Source organism: Pseudomonas sp. UFMG81, assembly GCF_015354575.1.
Taxonomy (GTDB): Bacteria; Pseudomonadota; Gammaproteobacteria; order Pseudomonadales; family Pseudomonadaceae; genus Aquipseudomonas.
Genome location: NZ_JACAFQ010000013.1, coordinates 19,019 through 42,215, shown reverse-complemented (window position 1 = coordinate 42,215; position 23,197 = coordinate 19,019). Strand labels below are relative to the sequence as shown.

21 protein-coding genes, 1 tRNA gene and 1 pseudogene are annotated in these 23,197 nt (G+C 64.8%); 17 read left to right on the top strand and 6 right to left on the bottom strand.

Features of this window, described 5'->3' with window-relative positions; genetic code table 11:
• Positions 1 to 417 precede the first annotated feature (417 nt).
• From IX761_RS12435 to IX761_RS12370, 14 genes and pseudogenes are all read left to right on the top strand, one after another.
• Positions 418 to 2,139 carry a tetratricopeptide repeat protein gene (locus IX761_RS12435; RefSeq protein ID WP_194789882.1) on the top strand — a complete coding sequence of 574 codons (1,722 nt, stop codon included), beginning with the start codon at positions 418 to 420 and terminating at the stop codon, positions 2,137 to 2,139.
• A gap of 3 nt (positions 2,140 to 2,142) precedes the next feature.
• The gene (lolB, locus tag IX761_RS12430; RefSeq protein ID WP_194789881.1) at positions 2,143 to 2,760 is read left to right on the top strand and encodes a lipoprotein insertase outer membrane protein LolB; all 618 of its coding nucleotides are present in this window, start codon (positions 2,143 to 2,145) and stop codon (positions 2,758 to 2,760) included.
• A 4-nt stretch (positions 2,761 to 2,764) separates the two neighbouring features.
• Positions 2,765 to 3,625, top strand: coding sequence for a 4-(cytidine 5'-diphospho)-2-C-methyl-D-erythritol kinase (ispE, locus tag IX761_RS12425; protein ID WP_194789880.1), 861 nt, complete (start codon positions 2,765 to 2,767; stop codon positions 3,623 to 3,625).
• 20 nt (positions 3,626 to 3,645) lie between these two features.
• Positions 3,646 to 3,720: transfer RNA gene (locus IX761_RS12420), tRNA-Gln, on the top strand.
• A 48-nt stretch (positions 3,721 to 3,768) separates the two neighbouring features.
• Positions 3,769 to 4,710: a ribose-phosphate pyrophosphokinase gene (locus IX761_RS12415; RefSeq protein ID WP_099773531.1), complete on the top strand. Its 942-nt coding sequence runs from the start codon at positions 3,769 to 3,771 to the stop codon at positions 4,708 to 4,710.
• Positions 4,711 to 4,831: 121 nt separating this feature from the next.
• A complete protein-coding gene (locus IX761_RS12410; RefSeq protein WP_194789879.1) occupies positions 4,832 to 5,428 on the top strand; it encodes a 50S ribosomal protein L25/general stress protein Ctc in 597 nt (198 codons plus the stop codon).
• Between the two features lie 79 nt (positions 5,429 to 5,507).
• Positions 5,508 to 6,092, top strand: a complete 585-nt coding sequence (pth, locus tag IX761_RS12405) for an aminoacyl-tRNA hydrolase (protein WP_194789878.1) — start codon at positions 5,508 to 5,510, stop codon at positions 6,090 to 6,092.
• A 23-nt stretch (positions 6,093 to 6,115) separates the two neighbouring features.
• Positions 6,116 to 7,216: a redox-regulated ATPase YchF gene (gene ychF / locus IX761_RS12400; protein ID WP_194789877.1), complete on the top strand. Its 1,101-nt coding sequence runs from the start codon at positions 6,116 to 6,118 to the stop codon at positions 7,214 to 7,216.
• Between the two features lie 282 nt (positions 7,217 to 7,498).
• Positions 7,499 to 9,244: a copper resistance system multicopper oxidase gene (locus tag IX761_RS12395; protein WP_194789876.1), complete on the top strand. Its 1,746-nt coding sequence runs from the start codon at positions 7,499 to 7,501 to the stop codon at positions 9,242 to 9,244.
• Positions 9,245 to 9,258: 14 nt separating this feature from the next.
• Positions 9,259 to 9,552: a hypothetical protein gene (locus IX761_RS12390; RefSeq protein WP_228533494.1), complete on the top strand. Its 294-nt coding sequence runs from the start codon at positions 9,259 to 9,261 to the stop codon at positions 9,550 to 9,552.
• Positions 9,542 to 10,432 carry a copper resistance protein B gene (locus tag IX761_RS12385; RefSeq protein ID WP_194789874.1) on the top strand — a complete coding sequence of 297 codons (891 nt, stop codon included), beginning with the start codon at positions 9,542 to 9,544 and terminating at the stop codon, positions 10,430 to 10,432. Before IX761_RS12390 ends, IX761_RS12385 begins: the two co-directional genes overlap by 11 nt.
• Positions 10,433 to 10,441: 9 nt before the next feature.
• Positions 10,442 to 11,023: pseudogene (locus IX761_RS12380) on the top strand (c-type cytochrome); the annotation flags it as partial.
• A gap of 136 nt (positions 11,024 to 11,159) precedes the next feature.
• Entirely contained in the window at positions 11,160 to 11,456 is a 297-nt protein-coding gene (locus IX761_RS12375; RefSeq protein ID WP_194789872.1) for a cupin domain-containing protein, read from the top strand.
• Positions 11,457 to 11,916: 460 nt separating this feature from the next.
• A complete protein-coding gene (locus tag IX761_RS12370) occupies positions 11,917 to 13,083 on the top strand; it encodes an MFS transporter (protein WP_194789871.1) in 1,167 nt (388 codons plus the stop codon).
• On the opposite strand, the gene IX761_RS12365 is transcribed toward IX761_RS12370, so the two are convergent.
• Genes IX761_RS12365 through IX761_RS12340 form a run of 6 tightly spaced genes read right to left on the bottom strand, consistent with a single transcriptional unit; the run spans position 13,061 to position 18,731 of the window.
• A complete protein-coding gene (locus IX761_RS12365) occupies positions 13,061 to 13,987 on the bottom strand; it encodes a LysR substrate-binding domain-containing protein (protein WP_194789870.1) in 927 nt (308 codons plus the stop codon). The genes IX761_RS12370 and IX761_RS12365 overlap by 23 nt on opposite strands.
• Before the next feature lie 38 nt (positions 13,988 to 14,025).
• On the bottom strand, positions 14,026 to 14,964 hold the full coding sequence (locus IX761_RS12360; RefSeq protein ID WP_194789951.1) for an HlyD family efflux transporter periplasmic adaptor subunit: 939 nt from the start codon (positions 14,962 to 14,964) through the stop codon (positions 14,026 to 14,028).
• Between the two features lie 9 nt (positions 14,965 to 14,973).
• Positions 14,974 to 15,180, bottom strand: a complete 207-nt coding sequence (locus tag IX761_RS12355; RefSeq protein WP_194789869.1) for a DUF1656 domain-containing protein — start codon at positions 15,178 to 15,180, stop codon at positions 14,974 to 14,976.
• Positions 15,170 to 17,326: an FUSC family protein gene (locus IX761_RS12350; RefSeq protein ID WP_194789868.1), complete on the bottom strand. Its 2,157-nt coding sequence runs from the start codon at positions 17,324 to 17,326 to the stop codon at positions 15,170 to 15,172. Before IX761_RS12350 ends, IX761_RS12355 begins: the two co-directional genes overlap by 11 nt.
• Positions 17,327 to 17,386: 60 nt before the next feature.
• A complete protein-coding gene (gene ycaC / locus IX761_RS12345) occupies positions 17,387 to 18,007 on the bottom strand; it encodes an isochorismate family cysteine hydrolase YcaC (RefSeq protein WP_062572799.1) in 621 nt (206 codons plus the stop codon).
• A 34-nt stretch (positions 18,008 to 18,041) separates the two neighbouring features.
• Positions 18,042 to 18,731, bottom strand: coding sequence for a hydrolase (locus tag IX761_RS12340; protein WP_194789867.1), 690 nt, complete (start codon positions 18,729 to 18,731; stop codon positions 18,042 to 18,044).
• Between the two features lie 615 nt (positions 18,732 to 19,346).
• Here IX761_RS12340 and IX761_RS12335 point away from each other — a divergent pair.
• From IX761_RS12335 to IX761_RS12325, 3 genes are all read left to right on the top strand, one after another.
• On the top strand, positions 19,347 to 19,736 hold the full coding sequence (locus tag IX761_RS12335; protein ID WP_194789866.1) for a YybH family protein: 390 nt from the start codon (positions 19,347 to 19,349) through the stop codon (positions 19,734 to 19,736).
• Between the two features lie 87 nt (positions 19,737 to 19,823).
• Complete coding sequence (locus tag IX761_RS12330) at positions 19,824 to 21,323, top strand: purine-cytosine permease family protein (protein ID WP_194789865.1); 1,500 nt, start codon at positions 19,824 to 19,826, stop codon at positions 21,321 to 21,323.
• A gap of 13 nt (positions 21,324 to 21,336) precedes the next feature.
• Positions 21,337 to 22,767, top strand: a complete 1,431-nt coding sequence (locus IX761_RS12325) for an aldehyde dehydrogenase family protein (RefSeq protein WP_194789864.1) — start codon at positions 21,337 to 21,339, stop codon at positions 22,765 to 22,767.
• Positions 22,768 to 23,197: the final 430 nt, after the last annotated feature.

Here is a 23,197-nt window from a genome sequence, read left to right as displayed (position 1 = left end):
TCTGTTTCGGGCCATTTACTCCTGATCCATCTCCACTGTCCGCTCTGTTTGTACGACGCGGTTTCTGTGGGGACGCTACCGTCACCCCACATGACTCAAGACATACACCAAGGCGGACGGTGGAGACCTCACAGGATGGATTGGCCCGAAACAGATGTGGGAGCTGGCTTGCCGAGCGCCGCAAAGTTTTCGACAAGCGCCTGGTTGCCCTCATGCGATAGCGTTGCCTGCACTATCGCGCGCTTAAGCAAAAACAACGGCAACGGCAGGATGGCGTTAAGCAGGTTGCGAACCACCCACCACCGCGCACTGTCCCTATACTCCGAAGCGCCGCTTCACACCACGACCTTCGCAGGTGGGTTTGCCACTGCGCTTGTGTCATCATGCTCCGACCGCCGGTTAGCCCCCAAAGCCTCTATGAACAAATCCTACGCATTGCTGCTTACCCTCGCCCTGCTCCAAGGCTGTCAGAGCCTTGCGCCGCAGCAGACGGACGCCCAGTCGCCCGCCGATGCCGGCAAGAGCGCGGAAAAGCCCGTGGTGTATGGATCGTTCAAGCAGGACACGCTGTACAGCCTGCTGGTGGCCGAGCTGGCCGGCCAGCGCAACCGCTTCGATATCGCCCTGAAAAACTACGTCGACCAAGCGCAGAAGACCCAGGACCCAGGCGTCTCCGAGCGCGCCTACCGCATCGCCGAGTATCTAGGCGCCGACGAACCGGCCCTGGACACCGCGCTGATCTGGGCCCGCAACGATCCGCAGAACCTCGACGCACAACGCGCCGCCGCCATTCAGCTGGCCCGTGCCGGTCGCTATGACGATTCCATGAGCTACATGGAGAAAGTGCTGCAGGGCCAGGGTGACACCCACTTCGACTTCTTGGCGCTCTCGGCCGCCGAAACCGACCAGAGTACCCGCGACGGCCTGATGCAGAGCTTCGACCGGCTGCTGGTGAAGTACCCTGACAACAGCCAGCTGGTGTTCGGCAAGGCCCTGCTGCTGAACCAGGACAACAAGCCCCAGCAGGCGCTGGACCTGCTCGAAAGCCACCCGCCGCAGAACGGCGAAATCGCCCCGGTGCTACTGCGCGCGCGCCTGCTGCAAGCGCTCGACCGTGGCCCGGAGGCCCTGCCCTTGCTACGCGGGGCGATCCGCGACAACCCCGATGACAAGCGCCTGCGCCTCACCTACGCCCGCACCCTGGTCGAGCAGGACCGCATCGAGGACGCCAAGGCCGAGTTCGAGAACCTGCTCCAGCAATACCCGGAAGACGACGAGATCCGTTACTCGCTCGCCCTGGTGTGCCTGGAAACCAAGCACTGGGACGAGGCCGAAGGTTATCTGCAAGAGATGGTCGAGCGTGACGCCAACGCCGACGCCGCCCACTTCAACCTCGGCCGCATCCGCGAAGAGCGCAGCCAGCCCGCCGCCGCCCTGCGCGAATACGCCTTGGTCGGTGCCGGCCCCGACTACCTGCCGGCGCAGTTGCGCCAGGCCGACATCCTCATTGCCAACGGCCGCAGCGCCGAGGCCTCGCGCCTGCTCGCCGAGGCCCGCGAGGCGCAACCGGACTACGCCATCCAGCTGTACCTGATCGAAGCCGAAAGCCTGGGCAACAACGGCAAGGAAGCCCAAGCCGACCAGGTACTGCAACAAGCGATCAAGCGCTACCCCGACGACCTCAACCTGCTCTACACCCGCGCCATGCTCGCCGAGAAGCGCAATGACCTGCCGCAGATGGAAAAGGACCTGCGCGTCATCATTGCCCGCGAGCCGGACAACGCCATGGCGCTGAACGCCCTGGGCTACACCCTGGCCGACCGCACCACCCGCTACGCCGAGGCCAAGGCCCTGATCGACAAGGCCCACCAGCTCACCCCCGACGACCCGGCGGTGCTCGACAGCCTGGGCTGGGTCGCCTACCGCATGGGTAACCTCGAAGAGGCCGAGCGCCAACTGCGCCTGGCCTTCGAGCGCTTCCCCGACCACGAAGTCGCCGCCCACCTGGGCGAAGTGCTGTGGGCCAACGGCAAGCGCCGCGAAGCCCGCCAAGTCTGGGCCAAGGGCTTCGAAGCCCAGGCCGACAGCCCCATCCTGCGCAAGACCCTCCTGCGCCTGACCGGATCCGAGAGCCTGTAAACCATGTTCCTGCGTCATTGCATCACCTTCTCCCTCATCGCCCTGCTCGCCGGTTGCGCCGGTTTCGGCAGCAAGGAAGCCGTGCAAGGCCAGGGCAACCCGCAGCTGTGGCGTGAACACAAGCAACAGCTGGGCAGCCTCGACGGCTGGCAGATCAACGGCAAGGTCGGCATTCGCGCCCCGCGCGACTCCGGCAGCGGCACGCTGTTCTGGCTGCAACGCCAGGACTACTACGATATCCGCCTGGCCGGCCCGCTGGGCCGTGGCGCCGCGCGCCTGACCGGGCGCCCGGGTGGCGTGGTGCTGGAAGTGGCCAACCAGGGCCGTTATGAGGCCGACAGCCCCGAAGCCCTGCTGGAAGAACAGCTGGGCTGGCGCCTGCCGGTGTCGCACCTGGTGTGGTGGGTGCGCGGCCTGCCCGCCCCGGACAGCAAGAGCAAACTTACCCTCGACGGCGACAGCCGCCTGGCCAGCCTCGACCAGGATGGTTGGCAGGTGCAGTACCTGAGCTATACAGAGCAGAACGGCTACTGGCTGCCCGAGCGCCTGAAGCTGCATGGCGAGAACATCGACGTCACGCTGGTGGTCAAGGACTGGCAGCCACGCCAGCTGGGGCACTGATCCGATGGAAACGTTGGTACTCCCCGCCCCGGCCAAGCTGAACCTGTGGCTGCACATCACCGGCCGCCGCCCGGACGGCTACCACGAGTTGGAAACCGTGTTCCAGTTCCTCGACCACGCCGATGAGCTGAGTTTCGCCGTGCGCGAGGACGGCCAGATTCGCTTGCAGACCGACATCGAAGGCGTGCCCCACGACAGCAACCTGATCGTGCGCGCCGCGCGCAAGCTTCAGGAACAGTCCGGTTGCACGCTGGGCGCCGACATCTGGCTGCACAAGGTGCTGCCCATGGGCGGCGGCATCGGCGGCGGCAGCTCCGACGCGGCCACCACCCTGCTGGCGCTGGCGCACCTGTGGCAGCTGGACTGGGACGAAGACCGCCTGGCCGCCCTGGGCCTGACCCTGGGCGCCGATGTGCCGGTGTTCGTCCGTGGCCACGCGGCGTTCGCCCAGGGCGTTGGTGAACGCCTGGAGCCGGTCGACCCCGTCGAACCCTGGTATGTCGTGTTGGTGCCGCAAGTGTCTGTCAGCACAGCGGAAATTTTTTCGCATCCGGAGTTGACACGTGATTCCCTCCCCCTTAAGATGCGCCCCGTTCCCGAGGGAAACAGTCGAAATGACTGCCAACCGGTAGTAGAGCAACGTTACCCAGAAGTTCGCAATGCGCTGATTTCATTGGGTAAATACACGGAAGCTCGAATGACCGGCACTGGAAGTTGTGTGTTTGGGGCCTTCCCAAGCAAAGCCGAAGCTGATAAAGTTCTGGCCCTTCTTTCAGCGACCCAAACAGGGTTTGTAGCGAAAGGAAGCAATGTTTCGATGTTGCATCGCAAGCTGCAAAGTCTGGTCAAGAAGTCGAGCGCATAAGCGTTCGCAGCAACAGATACAGGGGCGTCGCCAAGCGGTAAGGCAGCAGGTTTTGATCCTGCCATGCGTTGGTTCGAATCCAGCCGCCCCTGCCATTTTCCTTATACTCATCCAGGTATACCCTCAGCCTTCAGGTACTGCGCGTGTCCAAGATGATGGTCTTTACGGGGAACGCTAACCCCGATCTGGCTCGGCGTGTCGTACGTCAGCTGCATATCCCTCTCGGTGACGTCTCTGTCGGTAAATTCTCCGACGGTGAGATCAGCACTGAGATCAATGAAAATGTCCGCGGTAAAGACGTTTTCATTATTCAGCCGACCTGCGCCCCGACCAACGATAACCTGATGGAACTGGTAGTGATGGCCGATGCCTTCCGCCGCTCCTCAGCGTCCCGAATCACTGCCGTGATTCCCTACTTCGGATACGCCCGCCAGGACCGCCGTCCGCGTTCGGCACGTGTAGCCATCAGCGCCAAAGTCGTCGCTGACATGCTCACTGTCGTGGGTATCGACCGTGTACTCACCGTCGACCTGCACGCTGACCAGATCCAGGGTTTCTTCGATATTCCCGTCGACAACATCTACGGCTCGCCCGTACTGGTCGACGACATCGAAGACCAGCGTTTCGAGAACCTGATGATCGTCTCCCCGGACATCGGTGGCGTGGTACGTGCCCGTGCCGTCGCCAAGTCCCTGGGTGTCGATCTCGGGATCATCGACAAACGCCGCGAGAAGGCTAACCACTCCGAGGTTATGCACATCATCGGCGACGTCGAAGGACGCACTTGCATCCTGGTAGACGACATGGTCGACACCGCCGGCACCCTGTGCCACGCGGCCAAGGCCCTGAAAGAACACGGCGCTGCCAAGGTTTACGCCTACTGCACGCACCCGGTTCTGTCGGGCCGCGCGATCGAGAACATCGAGAAGTCGGTACTCGACGAGCTGGTGGTGACCAACACCATCCCGCTGTCCGCCGCTGCTCAAGCCTGTGACCGTATCCGCCAGCTGGATATCGCACCGGTTGTCGCTGAAGCGGTACGCCGCATCAGCAACGAAGAATCGATCAGCGCAATGTTCCGCTAAGCGGAACACTCGCTGACGAAAAGCGCCCCGCCCCGACACTGGTTGTCGGGGCGGGGCTTTTTTGCCATCCCCGTTGGCGCTGGTCGCAAACGCCCTCGGGGGGCTATTTTGGAGAAGCAAAATGACTGATTTCATCCTGAACGCCCAAGCGCGTACTGACCTGGGGAAAGGTGCGAGCCGCCGCCTGCGTCACTCCGCCAACATCCCTGCCGTTGTTTACGGTGGCGATAAAGAAGCCCAATCCCTGACCATCGTGGCCAAGGAAATCGCCAAGCTGTTCGAAAACGAAGCTGCCTTCAGCCACGTGATCGAACTGAACGTCGATGGCGCCAAGCAAAACGTCGTGGTCAAGGCCATGCAGCGTCACCCAGCCAAAGGTTTCATCATGCACGCCGACTTCGTTCGCGTCGTTGCTGGCCAGAAGCTGACCGCCAAGGTTCCAGTTCACTTCGTCGGCGAAGAAGCCCCGATCAAGAAAGGCGGCGAGATCTCGCACGTCGTTTCCGAGATCGAAGTGTCCTGCGAAGCCAAGGACCTGCCAGAGTTCATCGAAGTTGACCTGGCCAAGGCCGAAGTCGGCACCATCATCCACCTGTCGGACCTGAAAGCTCCGAAAGGCGTAGAGTTCGTCGCTCTGGCCCACGGTGATGACAAAGCTGTTGCCAACGTCCACGCCCCGCGCGTTGCCGCTGAAGCTGCTGAAGGCGCTGCCGAGTAATCCACTCGCACGCCGGCGTTGATCGGGTTACAGTGCCGCGCGCACCGTAACCCACCAACTCCAAGGAAGAGCCCCTGACGTGACCGCCATCCAGTTGATCGTCGGCCTGGGTAACCCCGGCCCCGAATACGAACAGACCCGGCATAACGCAGGGGCTCTTTTCGTTGAACGCCTCGCCAGCGCCCAGCGCGTCTCGCTGTCCGCTGACAAAAAATATTTCGGCCTGACGGCTAAGTTCAGCCATCAGGGCAACGATGTTCGCCTGCTGATCCCCACCACCTACATGAACCGCAGCGGCCAGTCCGTGGCGGCCTTGGCCAATTTCTTCCGGATCAAGCCGGAAGCGATCCTGGTGGCCCACGACGAACTCGACCTGCCTCCCGGCGTCGCCAAGCTCAAGCGCGGTGGCGGCCACGGTGGGCACAACGGCCTGCGCGACATCATCGCGCAGCTCGGCAACCAGAACGACTTCCACCGCCTGCGGCTTGGCATTGGCCACCCGGGCGACGCCAAGCTGGTCTCCAACTTCGTCCTCGGCCGCGCACCGCGCAGCGAACAGGAGAAGCTCGACGCCAGCATCGATTTTGCCCTCGGCGTGCTGCCGGACGTGCTTGCCGGCGACTTCGCCAAGGCGATGCGCGAGCTGCACAGCCAGAAGGCCTGACAACTCTAGTAAGGGGAATTCCCATGGGTTTCAATTGCGGCATCGTCGGCCTGCCCAACGTCGGCAAGTCCACCCTGTTCAACGCCCTGACCAAATCCGGTATCGCGGCCGAGAACTTCCCCTTCTGCACCATCGAGCCGAACAGCGGCATCGTGCCGATGCCCGACGTGCGCCTGAATGCGCTGGCCGAGATCGTCAAGCCCAACCGCATCCTGCCGACCACCATGGAATTCGTCGACATCGCGGGCCTTGTGGCCGGCGCTTCGAAAGGTGAAGGCCTGGGCAACAAGTTCCTCGCCAACATCCGCGAGACCGACGCCATCGCCCACGTGGTGCGCTGCTTCGAAGACGAGAACGTGATCCACGTTTCCAACAGCGTCGACCCCAAGCGCGACATCGAGATCATCGACCTCGAACTGATCTTCGCCGACCTCGACAGCTGCGAGAAGCAACTGCAGAAGGTCGCGCGTAACGCCAAGGGCGGCGACAAGGATGCCCTGGCCCAGAAGGCGATCCTGGAAAAACTGATCCCGCACTTCACCGAAGGCAAGCCGGCACGCAGCCTGATGAAAAACATGGCTGACGACGAGAAAGCCGTGATCCGTGGCTTCCACCTGCTGACCAGCAAGCCGGTGATGTACATCGCCAACGTCGCCGAAGACGGCTTCGACAACAACCCGCACCTGGACGTGGTCAAGGCCATCGCCGAGGAAGAAGGCGCGGTGGTGGTGCCGGTGTGCAACAAGATCGAAGCCGAGATCGCCGAGCTGGACGACGGCGAAGAGAAGGACATGTTCCTCGAGGCCCTGGGCCTGGAAGAGCCTGGCCTGAACCGCGTGATCCGCGCCGGTTACGAGCTGCTCAACCTGCAGACCTACTTCACCGCCGGCGTGCAGGAAGTACGCGCCTGGACCGTCCGCGTCGGTGCTACCGCACCGCAGGCTGCAGGCGTGATCCACACCGACTTCGAGAAAGGCTTCATCCGCGCCGAAGTGGTGGCCTATGACGACTTCATCCAGTTCAAGGGTGAAGGCGGCGCCAAAGAGGCTGGCAAGTGGCGCCTGGAAGGCAAGGACTACATCGTCAAAGACGGTGATGTGATGCACTTCCGCTTCAACGTCTGACGACATCCGTGGACATCCACGGCGCTCGATAGATTGCAAAACCCCCGTGTTCGCCAGGCGACACGGGGGTTTTGCGTTCAAGGCGATAGCGTGCCCGCGGATGCCCAAACCCGGCCACAGGCCGTGCCAGACCTGAACCTGACGCATCTGTAATGCCCTGCTCAGTTTGCTGACAGCCCGCCCTGCCTAAGGTGAGCCCAACCCCGCACAACGCAGGCCTCGAACCGATGGCCACAACGTTGTGCGGGCTGGCGAACCTTTTGACTGACGGGACACCACGGCATGCACAGCAAATCCACGCGACGATCCTTCGTCAAAGGCCTGGCCGCCACCGGCATACTGGGTGGGCTGGGCATGTGGCGCACGCCGGCCTGGGCCTTGACCAGCCCAGGCCAGACCACGGTGCTGAGCGGCAGCGACTTCGACCTGTACATCGGTGAGTTGCCGGTCAACATCACCGGTGCCGCCCGCACGGCCATGGCGATCAATGGCTCGTTGCCCGGCCCGACGCTGCGCTGGCGTGAAGGTGACACGGTCACCTTGCGGGTACGCAACAAGCTTGCGCAGGACACCTCGATCCACTGGCACGGCATCATCCTGCCGGCGAACATGGACGGTGTGCCAGGCCTGAGCTTCCATGGCATCGCCCCCGATGGTCTGTACGAGTACCGGTTCAAGGTCCAGCAGAACGGCACTTACTGGTACCACAGCCATTCCGGGCTGCAGGAGCAGGCCGGGGTGTATGGCGCGCTGGTGATCGATGCCCGGGAGCCCGAGCCGTTCACTTACGAGCGCGACTACGTCGTCATGCTCAGCGACTGGACCGATGAGGACCCTGCCCGGGTCCTGGCCAAGCTCAAGAAACAGTCCGACTACTACAACTTCCACAAGCGCACGGTGGCCGACTTCGTCGACGACGTAAGCGAGATGGGGTGGTCGGCCGCGCTGGCGGACCGCACGATGTGGGCGCAGATGAACATGAGCCCCACCGACCTCGCCGACGTGAGTGGCCATACCTACACCTACCTCATGAACGGCCAGGCACCGGACGGCAACTGGACCGGGACTTTCAAACCGGGCGAAAAGATCCGCCTGCGCTTTATCAACGCCTCGGCCATGAGCTACTTCGACGTACGCATCCCTGGCCTGAAAATGACCGTGGTCGCCGCGGACGGGCTGCACGTAAAGCCTGTCTCGGTCGATGAGTTCCGCATCGCGGTCGCCGAAACCTACGATGTCATCGTCGAACCGCAGGACGCTCAGGCGTACACCCTTTTCGCGCAATCCATGGACCGTACCGGCTACGCAAGAGGCACGTTGGCCGTTCGTGAAGGTATGCATGCGCCGGTACCGGCAGTAGATGCCCGGCCACTGATCGCCATGGGCGACATGGGCATGGATCACGGTGGCATGGGCGGGATGGACCACAGCCAGATGGCAGGCATGGACCACAGCAATATGCCCGGCATGGACCACGGCAGCATGGCTGGCATGACGGGCGCCATGCAGTCTCACCCCGCGTCGGAAACCAACAATCCCCTGGTCGACATGCAGACCATGTCCCCCACCCCGAGTTTGAACGACCCGGGCATCGGCCTGCGCGACAACGGCCGCCGCGTACTGACCTATGCCGACCTGAGCAGCACCTTCATCGACCCGGACGGCCGCGAGCCGGGGCGCACCATCGAACTGCACCTCACCGGCCACATGGAAAAGTTCGCCTGGTCCTTCGACGGCATCAAGTTCTCCGATGCCCAGCCCCTGCGCCTGAAGTACGGCGAGCGCCTGCGCATCACCCTGGTCAACGACACCATGATGACCCACCCCATCCACTTGCACGGCATGTGGAGCGACCTGGAGGACGAGCACGGCAACTTCATGGTGCGCAAGCACACCATCGACATGCCGCCCGGCGCCAAGCGCAGCTACCGCGTGACCGCCGATGCCCTGGGCCGCTGGGCCTATCACTGCCACCTGCTGTTCCACATGGAAATGGGCATGTTCCGCGAAGTGCGTGTGGACGAATGAACCGGAGATCCAAGATGAGCCAATCGATGAAACCGAACGCCTTTATCCTTTCTGCCGCCATGGCAGGCCTGCTGGCCGTGCAGGCCGTGCTGGCCCCCAACGCATGGTCCGACGAACAGCCTGCCCCGCAAGCCACGACACCCAACGCCCCTCACAAGCCTGCCCAAGCCGAAGGCATGCAACACCCGGGCATGGATCACAGCACCATGAAAGGCATGGACCATGGTTCGATGAAGGGCATGGACCACAGCAAGATGATGGGTTCGCAAGGTGCCGACAAGGCCAAGGAAGGCCACGATGGTCACTAGGTTGGCACCCCCATCGCTGCTGGCGTTGGCAGTGTCCCTCGGCGCAATGTACGCAGCGCCGAGCGCTGCGGCCGAAACGATGGACCACTCAGCGATGGGCCATGGGAGCATGGCGGGCATGGATCATTCAGGGATGAACCATGGCGCGGCTGACAGTGCCACGACGACCAGTCGCACACCGATTCCCGTACTGACCGATGCCGACCGCGAAGCAGCGTTCCCGCCATTGGCGGGCCATCAGGTCCACGATAGCGCCATCAACAGCTTCTTCCTGCTGGACCAGCTCGAATACCAGGATGCGGACGAAGGCAGCACCCTGGCCTGGGATGCCACGGGATGGATTGGCGGCGACATCGATCGCCTGTGGATCCGCACCGAGGGTGAACGCACCAACGGCGTTACCGAGGATGCCGAGTTGCAACTGCTGTACGGGCATGCCATCGGCCCCTGGTGGGATGTGGTCGCCGGCGTTCGCCAGGACTTCAAACCTGAATCACCGCAGACATGGGCCGCGTTCGGAGTCCAGGGCATGGCGCTGTACGACTTCGAAGCCGAAGCCACCGCCTTCATTGGCGAGAACGGCCAGACTGCCGCGCGGCTGGAAGGTGAGTACGACATCCTCCTGACCAATCGGTTGATCCTGCAGCCCACCGCCGAAGCCAACTTCTATGGCAAGAACGACCCACAGCGTGGCATTGGCTCGGGGCTGGCCAATACCGAAGTCGGGCTGCGCCTGCGCTATGAAATCGTCCGTCAGTTCGCGCCCTACATCGGGGTTACCTGGAGCCGTTCCTACGGCAATACCGCCGACCTGATTCGCGACGACGGCGGGAATGTGGACGAAGCGCGTTTCGTTGCGGGCATTCGAATGTGGTTTTGAGTAGCTGATATGAAAACAACAATAAAGACAGTGGTGGCGACAAGCGCGGTAGCGGGCGCGGCGGTCCTGGCGACCGCCTATTTCGGCCTGGTCAACGTCGGCGCCGATGATCCGCATTTCCCGGCCGTGCATGCCTTTCTCGCCATGGCACGGGAGCGCTCCATCGAGGTGCGCGCCAGGGATATCGAGGTGCCGAACCTGAAGGATGAGGCCCTGATTATTGCCGGTGCCGGCAACTACAACGCCATGTGCATGGGTTGCCACCTCGCCCCCGGGGTTGAAAGGACCGAACTCAGCCAGGCGCTCTATCCCGCTCCCCCCGACCTCACCAGAACAGGCGTGGGCGGTAACCCCGCCGCCGCGTTCTGGACCATCAAGCACGGCATCAAGGCCACCGGCATGCCTGCCTGGGGCAAGAGCATGGATGACCCGTACATCTGGGGCATCGTCGCTTTCCTCGATCAGCTGCCGCGGATGAACGCCGAGCAATATGCCGGGCTGGTGGCCAGCAGCGGCGGCCACCAGCATGGCGGCGGGGAAAGCCAGCCACACGATCATGCAGGCCAACCCGCTGCGAAGACGCACACGCACAAGGATGCAAAGGCGCATCGCCATTGAAGCTGGCCATCAGGTAAGCAATCACGCGACTGACTGCCAGCAAACCTGCATTTATTTCCCTGCCACACCGGCCCAGGCTGGGTGCTTTTTCCGTGAGCAGGAGCCGCCGATGACCCAGCAAACCGCACGCCCCCAGGCAGTCCCCACCGTGCAGGTGGACACCGACGAGGTGATCGTCACCGAATGGCGCTTCGCCCCTGGCGCCGAAACCGGGCGCCATCTGCATGGCCGTGACTACGTGGTGGTGCCCATGACCGACGGCGTGTTGCTGCTGGAAACGCCCGAGGGCGAAAAGCGCGCAGCGCTGGTGGCGGGCCAGAGTTACTTCCGCAAGGCTGGGGTCGAGCACAATGTGATCAATGCCAGCGACCATGAGATCGTGTTCATCGAGACCGAGTTGAAGTAGCCCACTGCCCGCCCCTTCGCTGCACTCCCCGCGTGGGAGCCACTGCGTTGAGTTGCTCGCTCTGGCCTCATCGCCGGCAAGCCGGCTTCCACCCAAAACCTTGCACGGCACCGTGTAGGAGCGGCCTTGTGTCGCGAATGGGCCGCAGAGCGGCCCCAGCGATCTTGGGAGTACTCGAGATCCTGGGGGCGCTGTGCGCCCCTTTCGCGACACAAGGCCGCTCCTACAAATCGCATGGGCCCAAGCAACACGCTGTACCTGTGGGAGCCGGCTTGCCGGCGATGGGGCGCGAAGGTTGCGCGCGGACTTCTCCCACCACCCCTTAACGTCTACAATCCCCTCTGCTTGAACCGGGATAACCGAAGCACTGCCTCGAAACCCGATGGACCTGACCACTGCCGGTCAACCGTCGGGACAAATGGGTCCGGACCACGGCCGGCCTGTTTATCGGAGGCAACACATGACCCCGCGTATCTGGCTATTGGCCCTGGCGACGTTCGTCACCGGCATGGCCGAAAACATCACCGTCGGCATCCTGCCGGCACTGACCGACGGCCTTGCCGTACCGCTCGGTGTGGCCCAGCTGACCACGGTCTTCTCCTTGAGCTTCGCCCTCGCCGCCCCTTTCGCCCCCTTGCTGACCACACGCCTGCCGCTGCGTGGCCTGCTGTGCGCCACCCTGGCGCTGTTCGCCCTGTGCAACCTGGCGGCGGCACTGGCACCGGGCTACACGGCGCTGATGATCGCCCGCGTCGGCATGGCGGCCACCAGCGCGCTGACCTGCCTGACCTGCACCTTGATGGCCACGCGCATGGTCCCCGAAGCCCTGCGCGGGCGCGCCATCGGGGTGATCTTCATGGGTATCTGCAGCTCGCTGGTGCTCGGCGTGCCGGCGGGCATGCTGCTGTGCGATGCGCTCGGCTGGCGGGGTGTGTTCGTCGGCTTGAGCCTGCTGGCGGTAGCCGTGCTGCTGCTGGCCTGGCGCGGGCTGCCGCCGGCGCGCAGCAGCGAGCGCATCGCCTTTGGCAGCTACCTGCGCCACCTGCGTGACAGCCGCCTGATGGCGGCCCAGGGGGTGTCGCTGTTGATGATCGCCGGGCATTTCACCGTGTTCGCCTACCTGGCGCCCTATGCCCAGCACGTGGCCGCTATGCCTGCCGCCTGGCTGGCGGCGGTATTCGCGGCATTCGGCATCGCCGGGGTCTCGGGTGGCTACGTGGGCGGCTGGATGGCCGACCGCCTGGGCACCGGCCAGGCGATCCGGCTGGCCCCTTTGCTGTACCTGGCCAGCCTGCTGGTGCTGCCGTTGAGCGCAGGCACGCCGTGGTTGTTCCTGCCGGTGATGATGCTCTGGGGTGGCCTGAGCTGGACCACCTCGCCCGTGGTGCAGAGCTACCTAGCCCAGCGCGGGCCGGACACCTTCCCGGCGGGGATGAGCCTGAACATGTCGGCCATGCACCTGGGCGTGGGGTTGGGTTCGGCCATTGGTGGTGCGGTCATCAGCGGCGCGACACTGGCGGCCACGCCCTGGGCAGGCGCCGTCCTGACGACGCTGGCGGCGGGCCTGGCACTGTGGTCGGCGAGCACCCCCGCCCCACCGGGTTTTAGCGAGCGCGAACTGGCGTAGCGGCGGCCTGTTCCTGCTCGAAGGCGTCGGCGAGAAAGTCGATCAGCTTGCGCACTGCCGGCATCAGCCCGCGCCGGGAGGGGAACAGTGCCACCACCTCCCCTTCCCGTGGCGCCCAGCCGTCGAGGACGTGGACCAACCGCCCACTGGCGAGGTCGGCAGCGACCACCTCCTCCGGTAGCAGCACCACGCCGACCCCGGCCAGGGCGCCCTGGTGCAGCACCGCCAGGTCATCCGACACCACCCGCGGGCGGATCACCACGGCGGCTTCGGCGCCCTGCGGGCCTTCCAGCAGCCAGGTGAAGTCCTGCACATTGATGCCCCAGCACAGGCTCGGCAGCGCCTGCAGCTGGGCCGGCGTCTGCGGGCGGCCATGTTCGGCCAGCAAGCCTGGGGACGCCACCAGGCACTGCCGGCTCGGCGCCAACCGGCGCATGATCAGCTCGCTGCTTTCAAGCGGCTGGTGGTGCACGCTGAGCACCAGGTCGAAGCCTTCGCCGATCACATCGACGCGGCGGTTGTAGCTCTTGACCAGCAACTCGACCACCGGGCACTGCGCCATGAACCGCGCCAGCATCGGCGCCAGGCGCGAATCGAGCAACGCCGTGCTGCTGGCCAGGCGCACGATGCCGCGCGGTTCGGCGCGATTGCGTTCGACGGCGTCTTCGGCGGCGATGGCCTGTTCGAGCATGCTCAGGCAATGGCGGTAGTACTCCAGCCCCACCTCGGTGACCTGGAACTGGCGTGTCGAGCGCTGGATCAGGCGTACCCCCAGCCGCTCTTCGAGGCGCGCCACGCGCCGGCTCAGGCGCGACTTGGGCAAGTCCAGGATGCGCCCGGCCGGGGCGAAGCCGCCGTGCTCCACCACCTTGGCGTAGAGGTACAGGTCATTCAGGTCGAACATCGGCAACACTCGTCTGCGACTCACCGCCACATCATCCGTCATTCTTCGAGGATCGTCACAGTGGCGGTGGTGCCGGCACGCAGCACCTGGCCGTCCTGCGGGTCGAGGCGTAGGCGCACCGGCACGCGCTGGGCCAGCTTGACCCAGGTGTAGTTCGGGTTGACGTTGGCCAGCAGGCGGCTGCCAGGCTGGTTCTCGCGGTCGGTGATGGCGTAGGCGATGCTTTCCACCGTGCCCTGCAACGCCTCGCCGCTCATCAGCACCACCCGCGCCCGGCTGCCGACCTTGATACGCGGCAGCTTGGTTTCCTCGAAATAGCCACTGACGTGGAACGAGTCGCTGTCCACCAACGCCAACAACGCCGCACCCGGCTGGGCGAAGTCACCCTGGCGGGTCAGCAGGTTGGTGACATGGCCGTTGACCGGCGCCAGCACCTGGGTGCGTTGCAAGTCGTGGCGAGCCTGCTCGAGGGTGGCTTCGGCCAGTTGCACATTGGCCTGGGCCAGGCCCAGGCTGGATTGCTCGCGCAGCAGGTCGGCCTGGGCCACCGCCACTTCGGTGCGGGATTTCTCCCATTCTTCGGCGGAGATCGCCGACAGCGATTGCAGCTTGCGGCGCCGCTGCTCCTCGCTGCCGCGTTGCCGGAGCAACGCCTGGTTGGCGACGATGTTCGCCTGCGACTGGCCCAGGGCGGCGCGCGCCACCTCGACCGCGCGCTGGGCATGCAACACCGCCAGTTGGTAACGGGCAGGGTCGATCTGCAGCAGCACGTCGCCCTTGTGCACGAACTGGTTGTCATGCACCGGCAGGGCGATGATCGGGCCGCCGACTTCCGCTGCCAGGGTCACCACGTCGGCCCGCACCCGGGCGTCGCGGGTCCAGGGCGCACGGGTGTAATGCTGCCAGGCGAGGACTCCCAGCACGATGGCCACGGCCACCACCAGCAGGGTCAGCCCGCGCGACAGCAAGGGTTTGATCGACGGCATCTACACACTCACTCCCATCCACAACAGCAAGGCCGCACAGATCGCGGCGTACAGAGCGCCCTGGAACAGCGCCGGGTGCCAGACGAGCGCCAATACGCCCACCCGGCGCAACAGCGCATCCAGCAGCAGGAACACCGGCAGCGCCAACAGCAGTGCCTGGGCAATGGGCGGCAGGTAGACCCCACCCACTTCGAAATCAATGGGCACGGGCCACCTCCGGTACTACGGCGGGTTGCTCGCCTTCGAGTACGCCGCGATAGCGCGCCAGCAATTGCCCCGCAACCGCCAGCGCCACCCTCAAGATGAACAGCTGGCGCAATCGATCACGCCCAGCCGGCCCTGGCTCGCCGTGCAGGCCATCGAGCACATTGCCCAGCACATCGAGCTCGTGCAGCAGCGCATCGAGTTCGACATCACGTTGACCGCCGATGATGCCGGCCATGCCCCGCAGCCCCTCCAACAGCCGCTCCCGGATCGGCGCCGGCAATTCGCGTTCGCGTTCGCACAAGGTGCGCGCCTGCGTAAGGGCAATGGCCAGGGCCGGGCACACCAGGGCGCAGTCGAAGCGCTCGTGCGATGCGCTGTCGGTCGCCACCGGCAACAGGGCGATCATCGCCGACAGGCGATCGAGCTGGCGGCTTTCGAAGGCGAACTGGCCAGCCAGCGTCGTGGGGCCGGTCACCTGCCGGTGCACATCCTCGCGGGTCAGGCGGAACAGCCTGGCGATGCGCTTTTGCGGGTTGAACGGAAACACCAGGGCGAACACCGTGCTCGCCAGCACCCCGGCCAGCAGATAGCCGCCTGCGAATTCGAACCACTGGATATCGGTGTTGTGGTAAAGCCCGACGTTCTGCGGCCCGATCATCAACAAACCAATCAGGCCGATGCCCATGCCGATGCCGGCAGTCATTGGGCTGGCCAAGCCCACGGCGGCCAGGTACAGCAGCGGTGCCAGGCACACGGCCAGCATTTCGAAATCGGTGAACAGCGGCAACAGGGCGAACTGGTACAGCGCCGACAGGCCCAGGCCCACCAGCAGCCCGCGGTTGTAGTTCTGGCTGGCCAGCAAGGGCCGCGGCAAGGTCGCCATCAACGAACACATCACCCCGACCAGGATCACCGCCGAGCGGGCTCCGTCCCAGGCGCTCTCGATCCACAGCCAGCCAACCAACAGCAAGGCCAGGCAGGCGCGCACGGCGTTCATCGCCGCCAGCGGCCAGTCCAGGTGCAGGGCACTGGCGCGGCCTTGGCGCTGCGCGCAGCTGGCCAGGCGCCCTTGCTGGATCGCTTCGTTGAGCTCGATCAGCTCGTCCAGTTGCTGCAGCAACCGCGCCTGCTCCCAGCGCAGGGCCCAGGCCAGGGCACGCAGGTTCGGCGCTAAGGGCTCATTGAGGAATTCCGCGCGCTCGGCGGCGGCATCGAAGCCTTTGTGCAGGGTGCGCAAGGATTCACGGTCAGTGCCTGACAACGCCATGCCGTCCCGGGCCAGGGCCTCGAGGCTATCCAGTTCGGTGTCGCGCAGCAGTTGGATATCCGCTGGCAGCGGCCCCTGCCAGTGCGCCTTGACCAGCTCGCGCTGCTGGCGCAGCACCAGCAGCCGCGACACCAGCAGCACCAACTGGTTGGCGAACAGTTGCACCAACCCATCGCCACTGCGCAAGTGCGGGGCATCGAAGTACAGGTGCCGACGCAACCCCTCCAGGGCGCTGATCTCGACAATCAACTGGGCCTGGCGTTGACGGAACGCGGCGTCATCCTCTTCGGTGCGCACCACCTCGGCGGCATGCCGGGCGATCAGTTTGAGCAGGCTGTCGACCTTGGCGAAATAGCTGTCGGCGACCGCCTGCGGGCGCGCCGTCAACAGGCTGACCACCGCCACGCAGGCCACCGCCAGCAGGGTTTCGGTCACCCGCGTGACCGCCAGCATGAAAGTACCTTCGGGGTCCGGCACGGCCAGCATGGCCACCACCACCGCGGTGAAACCGCTGAGCACGAAGGCATGGGAATCGGTGTAGCGCAGCAACGTGCCACCAGCTGTGCACACGCCCAGCCACAGCGACAGGGCGAGCACCAGGGTGTTCGGCATCTGCGCGAACAACGCCATGGCCAGCACTGCCACTGCCGCCCCGACCACCGTGCCCAGCACCTGGGCCAGGCTGCGCTTGAGGGTCATGCCGGCCAGCGGCAGGCTGATGATGATCACCGTCATCAGCGCCCATTTCGGTTGTTCAAGATCGAACACGAACGCCAGGTAAAGACAAAGCAGCCCCGCCACCACCGTGCGCAGGGCAAACAGCAATACCTCGCGCCCGGGACGCAACGCCAGCCGCAAGTAGGCAATCAGTGGGGCCATCCGCTACCTCGCGACCGATGGAACAAACCCGAGCCCCGCCAGCGGGGCCCGGGCTCGGCGTCACTTGGCCAGCTTGCTGTAGCTGGTCATCAGGTTACGGTAGTCGGGAATGTGGTTGGAGAACAGCGTGCCCAGCCCTTCGATGTCGTTGCGCCAGTCGCGGTGCAGCTCGCAGGCCACGCCGAACCAGGTCATCAGCTGGGCGCCGGCAGCCTCCATGCGGCGCCAGGCCGAGTCGCGGGTCAGCTCGTTGAAGGTGCCGGAGGCATCCGTGACCACAAACACATCGAAGCCCTCCTCCAGCGCCGACAGTGCCGGGAAAGCCACGCACACTTCGGTGACCACGCCAGCGATGATCAACTGCTTCTTGCCGGTGGCTTTCACCGCCTTGACGAAGTCCTCGTTGTCCCAGGCGTTGATGTTGCCGGGGCGGGCAATGTACGGCGCGTCGGGGAACTGCTCCTTGAGCTCGGGCACCAGCGGGCCGTTGGGGCCGGTCTCGAAACTGGTGGTGAGGATGGTCGGCAGCTTGAAGTACTTGGCCAGGTCGGACAGCGCCAGCACATTGTTCTTGAAGCGATCCGGGTCGATGTCGCGTACCAGCGACAGCAGCCCGGTCTGGTGGTCGACCAGCAGGACGGCGGCGTTGTTCTTGTCCAGACGCTTGTATTGGAATGCCATGGTGGATCTCCTTGCGTGGATGGAAAAGCGTGGCTCAGCTGCGTTGCGAATCCAGTTGTTCGTGCTCGGTGACGACGGCCTGGGCCTTCATGTAGCTCTCGATCAGCAGTTGGTAGTGCGGGAACACCGCGCTGTAGGCCTCGGCCCATTGGGCGGCGTCCGGGCGGTTCCAGGTGCGCTGCACTTCCGAGCACACCGCGGCGGTATCCATCGGCACCACGCCAGCCTGCACCACCCGCGCCAGGGTCACTTCCTGGGCCATCTTGGAGTAGGTGCCTGACGCGTCGATGACAGCGAACACCTGGTAGCCGGCGTTCACCGCGCTGATGCTGGGGAAGGCCATGCACACACTGGTGATGGTGCCGGCGATGATCAGTTGCTTGCGCCCGGTGGCCTTCACCGCGGCGACGAACTCGGGATTGTCCCAGGCGTTGATCTCCCCCTTGCGGGCCACGTACTGCGCATGGGGCGCGGCTTCGTGGATTTCCGGGATCAGCGGGCCGTTGGGGCCTTGCGGGACCGAGGCGGTGGTGATCACCGGGATCTTCGCCAGGCTGGCGACCTTGGCCAGGGTGATGGCGTTGGCCCGCAGTTCGGTCATGGGCATGTCCTTGACCGTCTGGAACAGGCCGCTCTGGTGGTCGATCAGCAGCATCGCGGCGTTGTCGGGGTCGATGCGCGGTACCTGGCCGTCGAAGTTGGCGGTTTGCGAGAAATTGCTCATCGTTCTCTCCTCTTGGTTGGAGAACTGGCCATCCTGGCCGCTGCGGTCGAACCGCGACCCACGCATCCGCAGTGGGGATTATCAGAGTAGGCAACGCAGGCGGTGCGACACGACCATCAGTCGGTGAAGCGGCGAATCGGCCTGCGTCGAGACGAGCCCGCGCAAGCTGCTGCCTGGCGGGCGACAGCGACCACGGTAGAGGCAGGGGAGATGGGCCGGTAGGCCCAACGGTGAACCCTCAGCGTTCCACTGGGGGAACGATGCGCCAGGGATGTGTTCTCCGCCTTTCGGGCAGCGCTACCGCGCAGAGAACTGAACTCTTGAACGCCCCGCACCTTGTGGGAGCGGGTTTACCCGCGAATCAGGCGACGCGGTGGATGGCACCAGCGCCATGACATCCAGCAATCACGCTACTTGATCGGTTACTTGGTCGGTATGGCGCGCCTCATCAATGGCAAATGAAAACCGCAGTTCGAGGATCTCGCGGGGTAAAGCGAACCGTCCCATTGGTTCACAAATTCCTGAACTGATTATTTGCCCGCAGCGATTCTTCCCCTCGCCCGCCCCCACCAGAATCGCTTCACCCACAATCACAAAAACCGTGAGGCCACTCCCGTGGACCATACACATCAGGTACGGCAGGCCGCCGCCGACCTCGTCGCCGCCTTCGCCAGCAACGACACCGCCCGCTACTTCGCCTGCTTCAGCGAAGACGCCACCTTCCTCTTCCACACCTTGCCAACACCGCTGCTGTCGCGCCGCGCCTACGAAACACTCTGGGCATCCTGGCAGGCTGACGGCTTCGCCGTGCTCGGCTGCGCGTCCAGCAACGTGCAGGTGAGCCTGCAGGGTGACGTGGCGATTTTCATGCACGACGTGGCCACGCGCCTGCGCGTCGCCGGCGAGGAACTGGCGCTGAACGAGCGCGAGACCATCGTCTTTCGCCTGCACGGCGACCGCTGGCTGGCCTGCCACGAGCACCTGTCGGTGGTTTCACCCGCCTGATCACCTTTGAAGCGGCCTTGCCGCCCTGCCATCGCACCCACAACAAGGCCCGCCAAGGGCCGACAACATTCGCGCTGGAGCATCACCATGAGCCACTCGACCGGTATCGAGACCAATGGCGTCGAACAGATCCCCGACGATCAACGCGACGCCGCCCCGCTTGACCTGTTCCGCCTGATCTTCGGCGGTGCCAACACCTTCGCCACCGCCGTGCTGGGCAGCTTCCCGGTGCTGTTCGGGCTGTCGTTCCAGGCCGGGGTCTGGGCGATCCTGCTGGGCGTCGGCGTGGGCGCGCTGATCCTCGCCCCCATGGGCCTGTTCGGCGCCCTCAACGGCACCAACAACGCCGTGTCGTCCGGCGCGCATTTCGGCGTGCACGGGCGCATCGTCGGTTCGTTCCTGTCGCTGCTCACCGCCGTGGCGTTCTTCTCGCTGTCGGTGTGGAGCTCGGGCGATGCCCTGGTCGGCGGTGCCAAGCGCCTGGCTGGCTTGCCGGAAACCGACCTGACCCTGGGCCTGGCCTACGGCCTGTTCGCCGTGCTGGTGCTGGTGGTGTGCATCTTTGGTTTTCGCTTCATGCTGTGGGTCAACAAGATCGCGGTGTGGGCCTCGAGCCTGCTGTTCCTGCTGGGCATCTTCGCCTTCGCCGGGCCGTTCGACGCCGGCTTCGCCGGCAGCGTCAACCTTGGCCAGCCCGGCTTCTGGGCGGCGTTCGTGGGCGCTGCAATCCTGGCCATGAGCAACCCGGTGTCGTTCGGCGCCTTCCTCGGTGACTGGTCGCGCTATATCCCGCGCGCCACGCCCAAGTCGCGGATCATGCTGGCGGTGATCCTGGCCCAGGTGGCCACGTTGATCCCGTTCCTGTTCGGCCTGTGCACCGCCACCCTGGTGGCCAGCCAGGCGCCGGACTACATCGCCGCCAACAACTACGTCGGCGGCCTGCTGGCGATCTCGCCGGGCTGGTTCTTCCTGCCGGTGTGCCTGATTGCGGTGATCGGCGGCATGTCCACCGGCACCACCGCGCTGTACGGCACCGGCCTGGACATGTCCAGCGTGTTCCCGCGCCTGCTCAGCCGCGCCGCCGCTACCCTGCTGATTGGCGTGCTGGCCATCGGCTTCATCTTCATCGGCCGCTTCACCTTCAACCTGGTGCAAAGCGTGTCGACCTTCGCCGTGCTGATCATCACCTGCACCAGCCCGTGGATGGTGATCATGATCCTCGGCCTGATCACCCGTCGTGGCTTCTACCACGCCGATGACCTGCAGGTGTTCACCCGCGGCCAGCAGGGTGGCCACTACTGGTTCTGCCACGGCTGGAACTGGCGCGGCATGGGCGCATGGATCCCCAGCGCGGCCATCGGCCTGTGCTTCGTCAACCTGCCAGGGCAGTTCGTCGGCCCGCTGGGCGAGCTGGCTGGTGGTATCGACCTGAGCCTGCCGGTAACCCTCGGTATCGCCGGGCTGCTGTACCTGATCCTGCTCAACCTGTTCCCTGAACCGGCTGGCGTGTACGGCCCGCAAGGCCCGCGCTGGGTGCGCTGCAAAAGTACGCCCGTGAAGCCCGTGACCACTGCCGAAATGGCCTGATTGGAAAACGACCATGACCACTCCTCACTACATCGACGGCCGCTGGGTCGAAGGCCAAGGCAGCGACTGCATCGTTGTCCACAACCCGTCCGACGGCCTGCCGTTCAGCGAACTGATGGCCGCCAGCACCCGCCAGGTCGACCAGGCCGTGGCCGCCGCGCGCCGGGCGCTGACCGGCTGGAAAGCCGTATCCGCCAATGAGCGCGCCAACTACCTGCGCGGTTTCGCCGAACAGCTTGGCCAACGCCGCGACGAACTGATCGCCCTGCAGATGCGCAACAACGGCAAGCCGCGCCACGAGGCCGAGATCGACCTGGACGATGCCATCGCGACCTTTGCCTACTACGCCGACCTGGCCGATCAACTGCCGGGGAAAAACCGTGACGTGTCGCTGGCCGCCCCGGGCTTCACCGCCCGCACCCGCCTTGAGCCGGTGGGCGTGGTCGGCCTGATCGTGCCGTGGAACTTCCCGCTGGTGACCAGTGCCTGGAAGCTCGCCCCGGCCCTGGCTGCCGGCTGCACCGTGGTACTCAAGCCGTCCGAGGTCACCCCGCTGATCGAGCAGGCCTACGGCCAGATCGCCGAGCAGTTGGACCTCCCGGCTGGCGTGTTGAACATCGTCAACGGCAAGGCCGAGACTGGCGCTGCCCTGAGCAGCCACAGCGGGCTGGACAAACTGTCGTTCACCGGCAGCAACGGTGTCGGCAGCCAGGTGATGCGTGCCGCCGCCAGCCAGTGCCGGCCGGTCACCCTGGAGCTGGGTGGCAAGTCGGCCATCGTGGTGTTCGATGATTGCGACGTGGACCAGGCGGTGGAGTGGATCGTCGCCGGCATCACCTGGAACGCCGGGCAGATGTGCTCGGCCACCTCGCGCCTACTGGTCCAGGAGGGCATCGCCGATACGCTGCTGCCACGTCTGCAAGAGGCCTTGGAGAAACTGCGTGTGGGCAACCCGCTGAGCGAGGAGGTCGACATGGGGCCGCTGACCAGCCAGGCCCAGTGGCTCAAGGTCGCCGGCTATTTCGCTACCGCCCGCGAGGAGGGGCTCAAGTGCCTGGCCGGTGGCAAGCCGCTGGACCGCGAAGGCTGGTTCGTCAGCCCGACACTGTACGTGGACGTACCCGACAACAGCCGCCTGTGGGTTGAGGAAATTTTCGGCCCGGTGCTGTGCGCCCGGCGTTTCGGCAGTGAAGCAGAAGCCATCCACCAGGCCAACGACAGCCGCTTCGGGCTGGTCGCCACCGTCTGCTCGGCCGACCTGCAACGCGCCGAGCGCGTGGCCGATGCACTGGAGGTGGGGCATGTGTGGATCAACTCGGTGCAGGCGGTGTTCGTCGAGACTTCGTGGGGCGGCACCAAGGGCAGCGGGATCGGGCGCGAGCTTGGGCCCTGGGGGTTGTCGGGGTACCTGTCGGTGAAGCATGTGACGCGGTGTTTGGGGTGATTTTTTAAGCGCCCCTTTTAAAGAAAGGGGGAGGCAGGCAGGTGTTCGACGACTGCCTTGCAGCGCCTGTCAGATCGAGCGCCGTCCACACGGCGCATCGCTGGCAAGCCAGCTCCCACATTTGTTTCGGGCCAGTCTCTCCTGTGAGGTTATCGCTGCCCGCCTTGGTGCATGTCTTGAGAAAGGTGGAGCGCCGTGGTGCCCACACTGAAACCGCGTCGTACTCACAAGGCGTACAGCCGCGGCGGCGCAGGCATAACTGGCCCGAAACAAATGTGGGAGCTGCGGTTCGCCGCTGCGACTTGCCAGCGATGCGCCGCGCGGGCGGCGCTCGATCTCATAAGCGCTGCAAGACTATCGGCGAACACATGGTCGCCTTTTTGCGATATCACTTAGAACACTATCGCGGGGCCAGTCGCGTCGGCGGTAC

What these genes read in the sequence shown, in the direction of transcription:
- IX761_RS12435 (WP_194789882.1), top strand. Translation starts at nt 418, where the DNA reads ATGAACAAATCCTACGCATTGCTGCTTACCCTCGCCCTGCTCCAAGGC.
- IX761_RS12340 (WP_194789867.1), bottom strand. Translation starts at nt 18,731, where the DNA reads ATGAGCAATTTCTCGCAAACCGCCAACTTCGACGGCCAGGTACCGCGC.
- IX761_RS12390 (WP_228533494.1), top strand. Translation starts at nt 9,259, where the DNA reads ATGAGCCAATCGATGAAACCGAACGCCTTTATCCTTTCTGCCGCCATG.
- IX761_RS12325 (WP_194789864.1), top strand. Translation starts at nt 21,337, where the DNA reads ATGACCACTCCTCACTACATCGACGGCCGCTGGGTCGAAGGCCAAGGC.
- lolB (WP_194789881.1), top strand. Translation starts at nt 2,143, where the DNA reads ATGTTCCTGCGTCATTGCATCACCTTCTCCCTCATCGCCCTGCTCGCC.
- IX761_RS12350 (WP_194789868.1), bottom strand. Translation starts at nt 17,326, where the DNA reads ATGGCCCCACTGATTGCCTACTTGCGGCTGGCGTTGCGTCCCGGGCGC.
- IX761_RS12330 (WP_194789865.1), top strand. Translation starts at nt 19,824, where the DNA reads ATGAGCCACTCGACCGGTATCGAGACCAATGGCGTCGAACAGATCCCC.
- IX761_RS12410 (WP_194789879.1), top strand. Translation starts at nt 4,832, where the DNA reads ATGACTGATTTCATCCTGAACGCCCAAGCGCGTACTGACCTGGGGAAA.
- IX761_RS12375 (WP_194789872.1), top strand. Translation starts at nt 11,160, where the DNA reads ATGACCCAGCAAACCGCACGCCCCCAGGCAGTCCCCACCGTGCAGGTG.
- IX761_RS12370 (WP_194789871.1), top strand. Translation starts at nt 11,917, where the DNA reads ATGACCCCGCGTATCTGGCTATTGGCCCTGGCGACGTTCGTCACCGGC.
- ychF (WP_194789877.1), top strand. Translation starts at nt 6,116, where the DNA reads ATGGGTTTCAATTGCGGCATCGTCGGCCTGCCCAACGTCGGCAAGTCC.
- IX761_RS12365 (WP_194789870.1), bottom strand. Translation starts at nt 13,987, where the DNA reads ATGTTCGACCTGAATGACCTGTACCTCTACGCCAAGGTGGTGGAGCAC.
- ycaC (WP_062572799.1), bottom strand. Translation starts at nt 18,007, where the DNA reads ATGGCATTCCAATACAAGCGTCTGGACAAGAACAACGCCGCCGTCCTG.
- IX761_RS12385 (WP_194789874.1), top strand. Translation starts at nt 9,542, where the DNA reads ATGGTCACTAGGTTGGCACCCCCATCGCTGCTGGCGTTGGCAGTGTCC.
- ispE (WP_194789880.1), top strand. Translation starts at nt 2,765, where the DNA reads ATGGAAACGTTGGTACTCCCCGCCCCGGCCAAGCTGAACCTGTGGCTG.
- IX761_RS12395 (WP_194789876.1), top strand. Translation starts at nt 7,499, where the DNA reads ATGCACAGCAAATCCACGCGACGATCCTTCGTCAAAGGCCTGGCCGCC.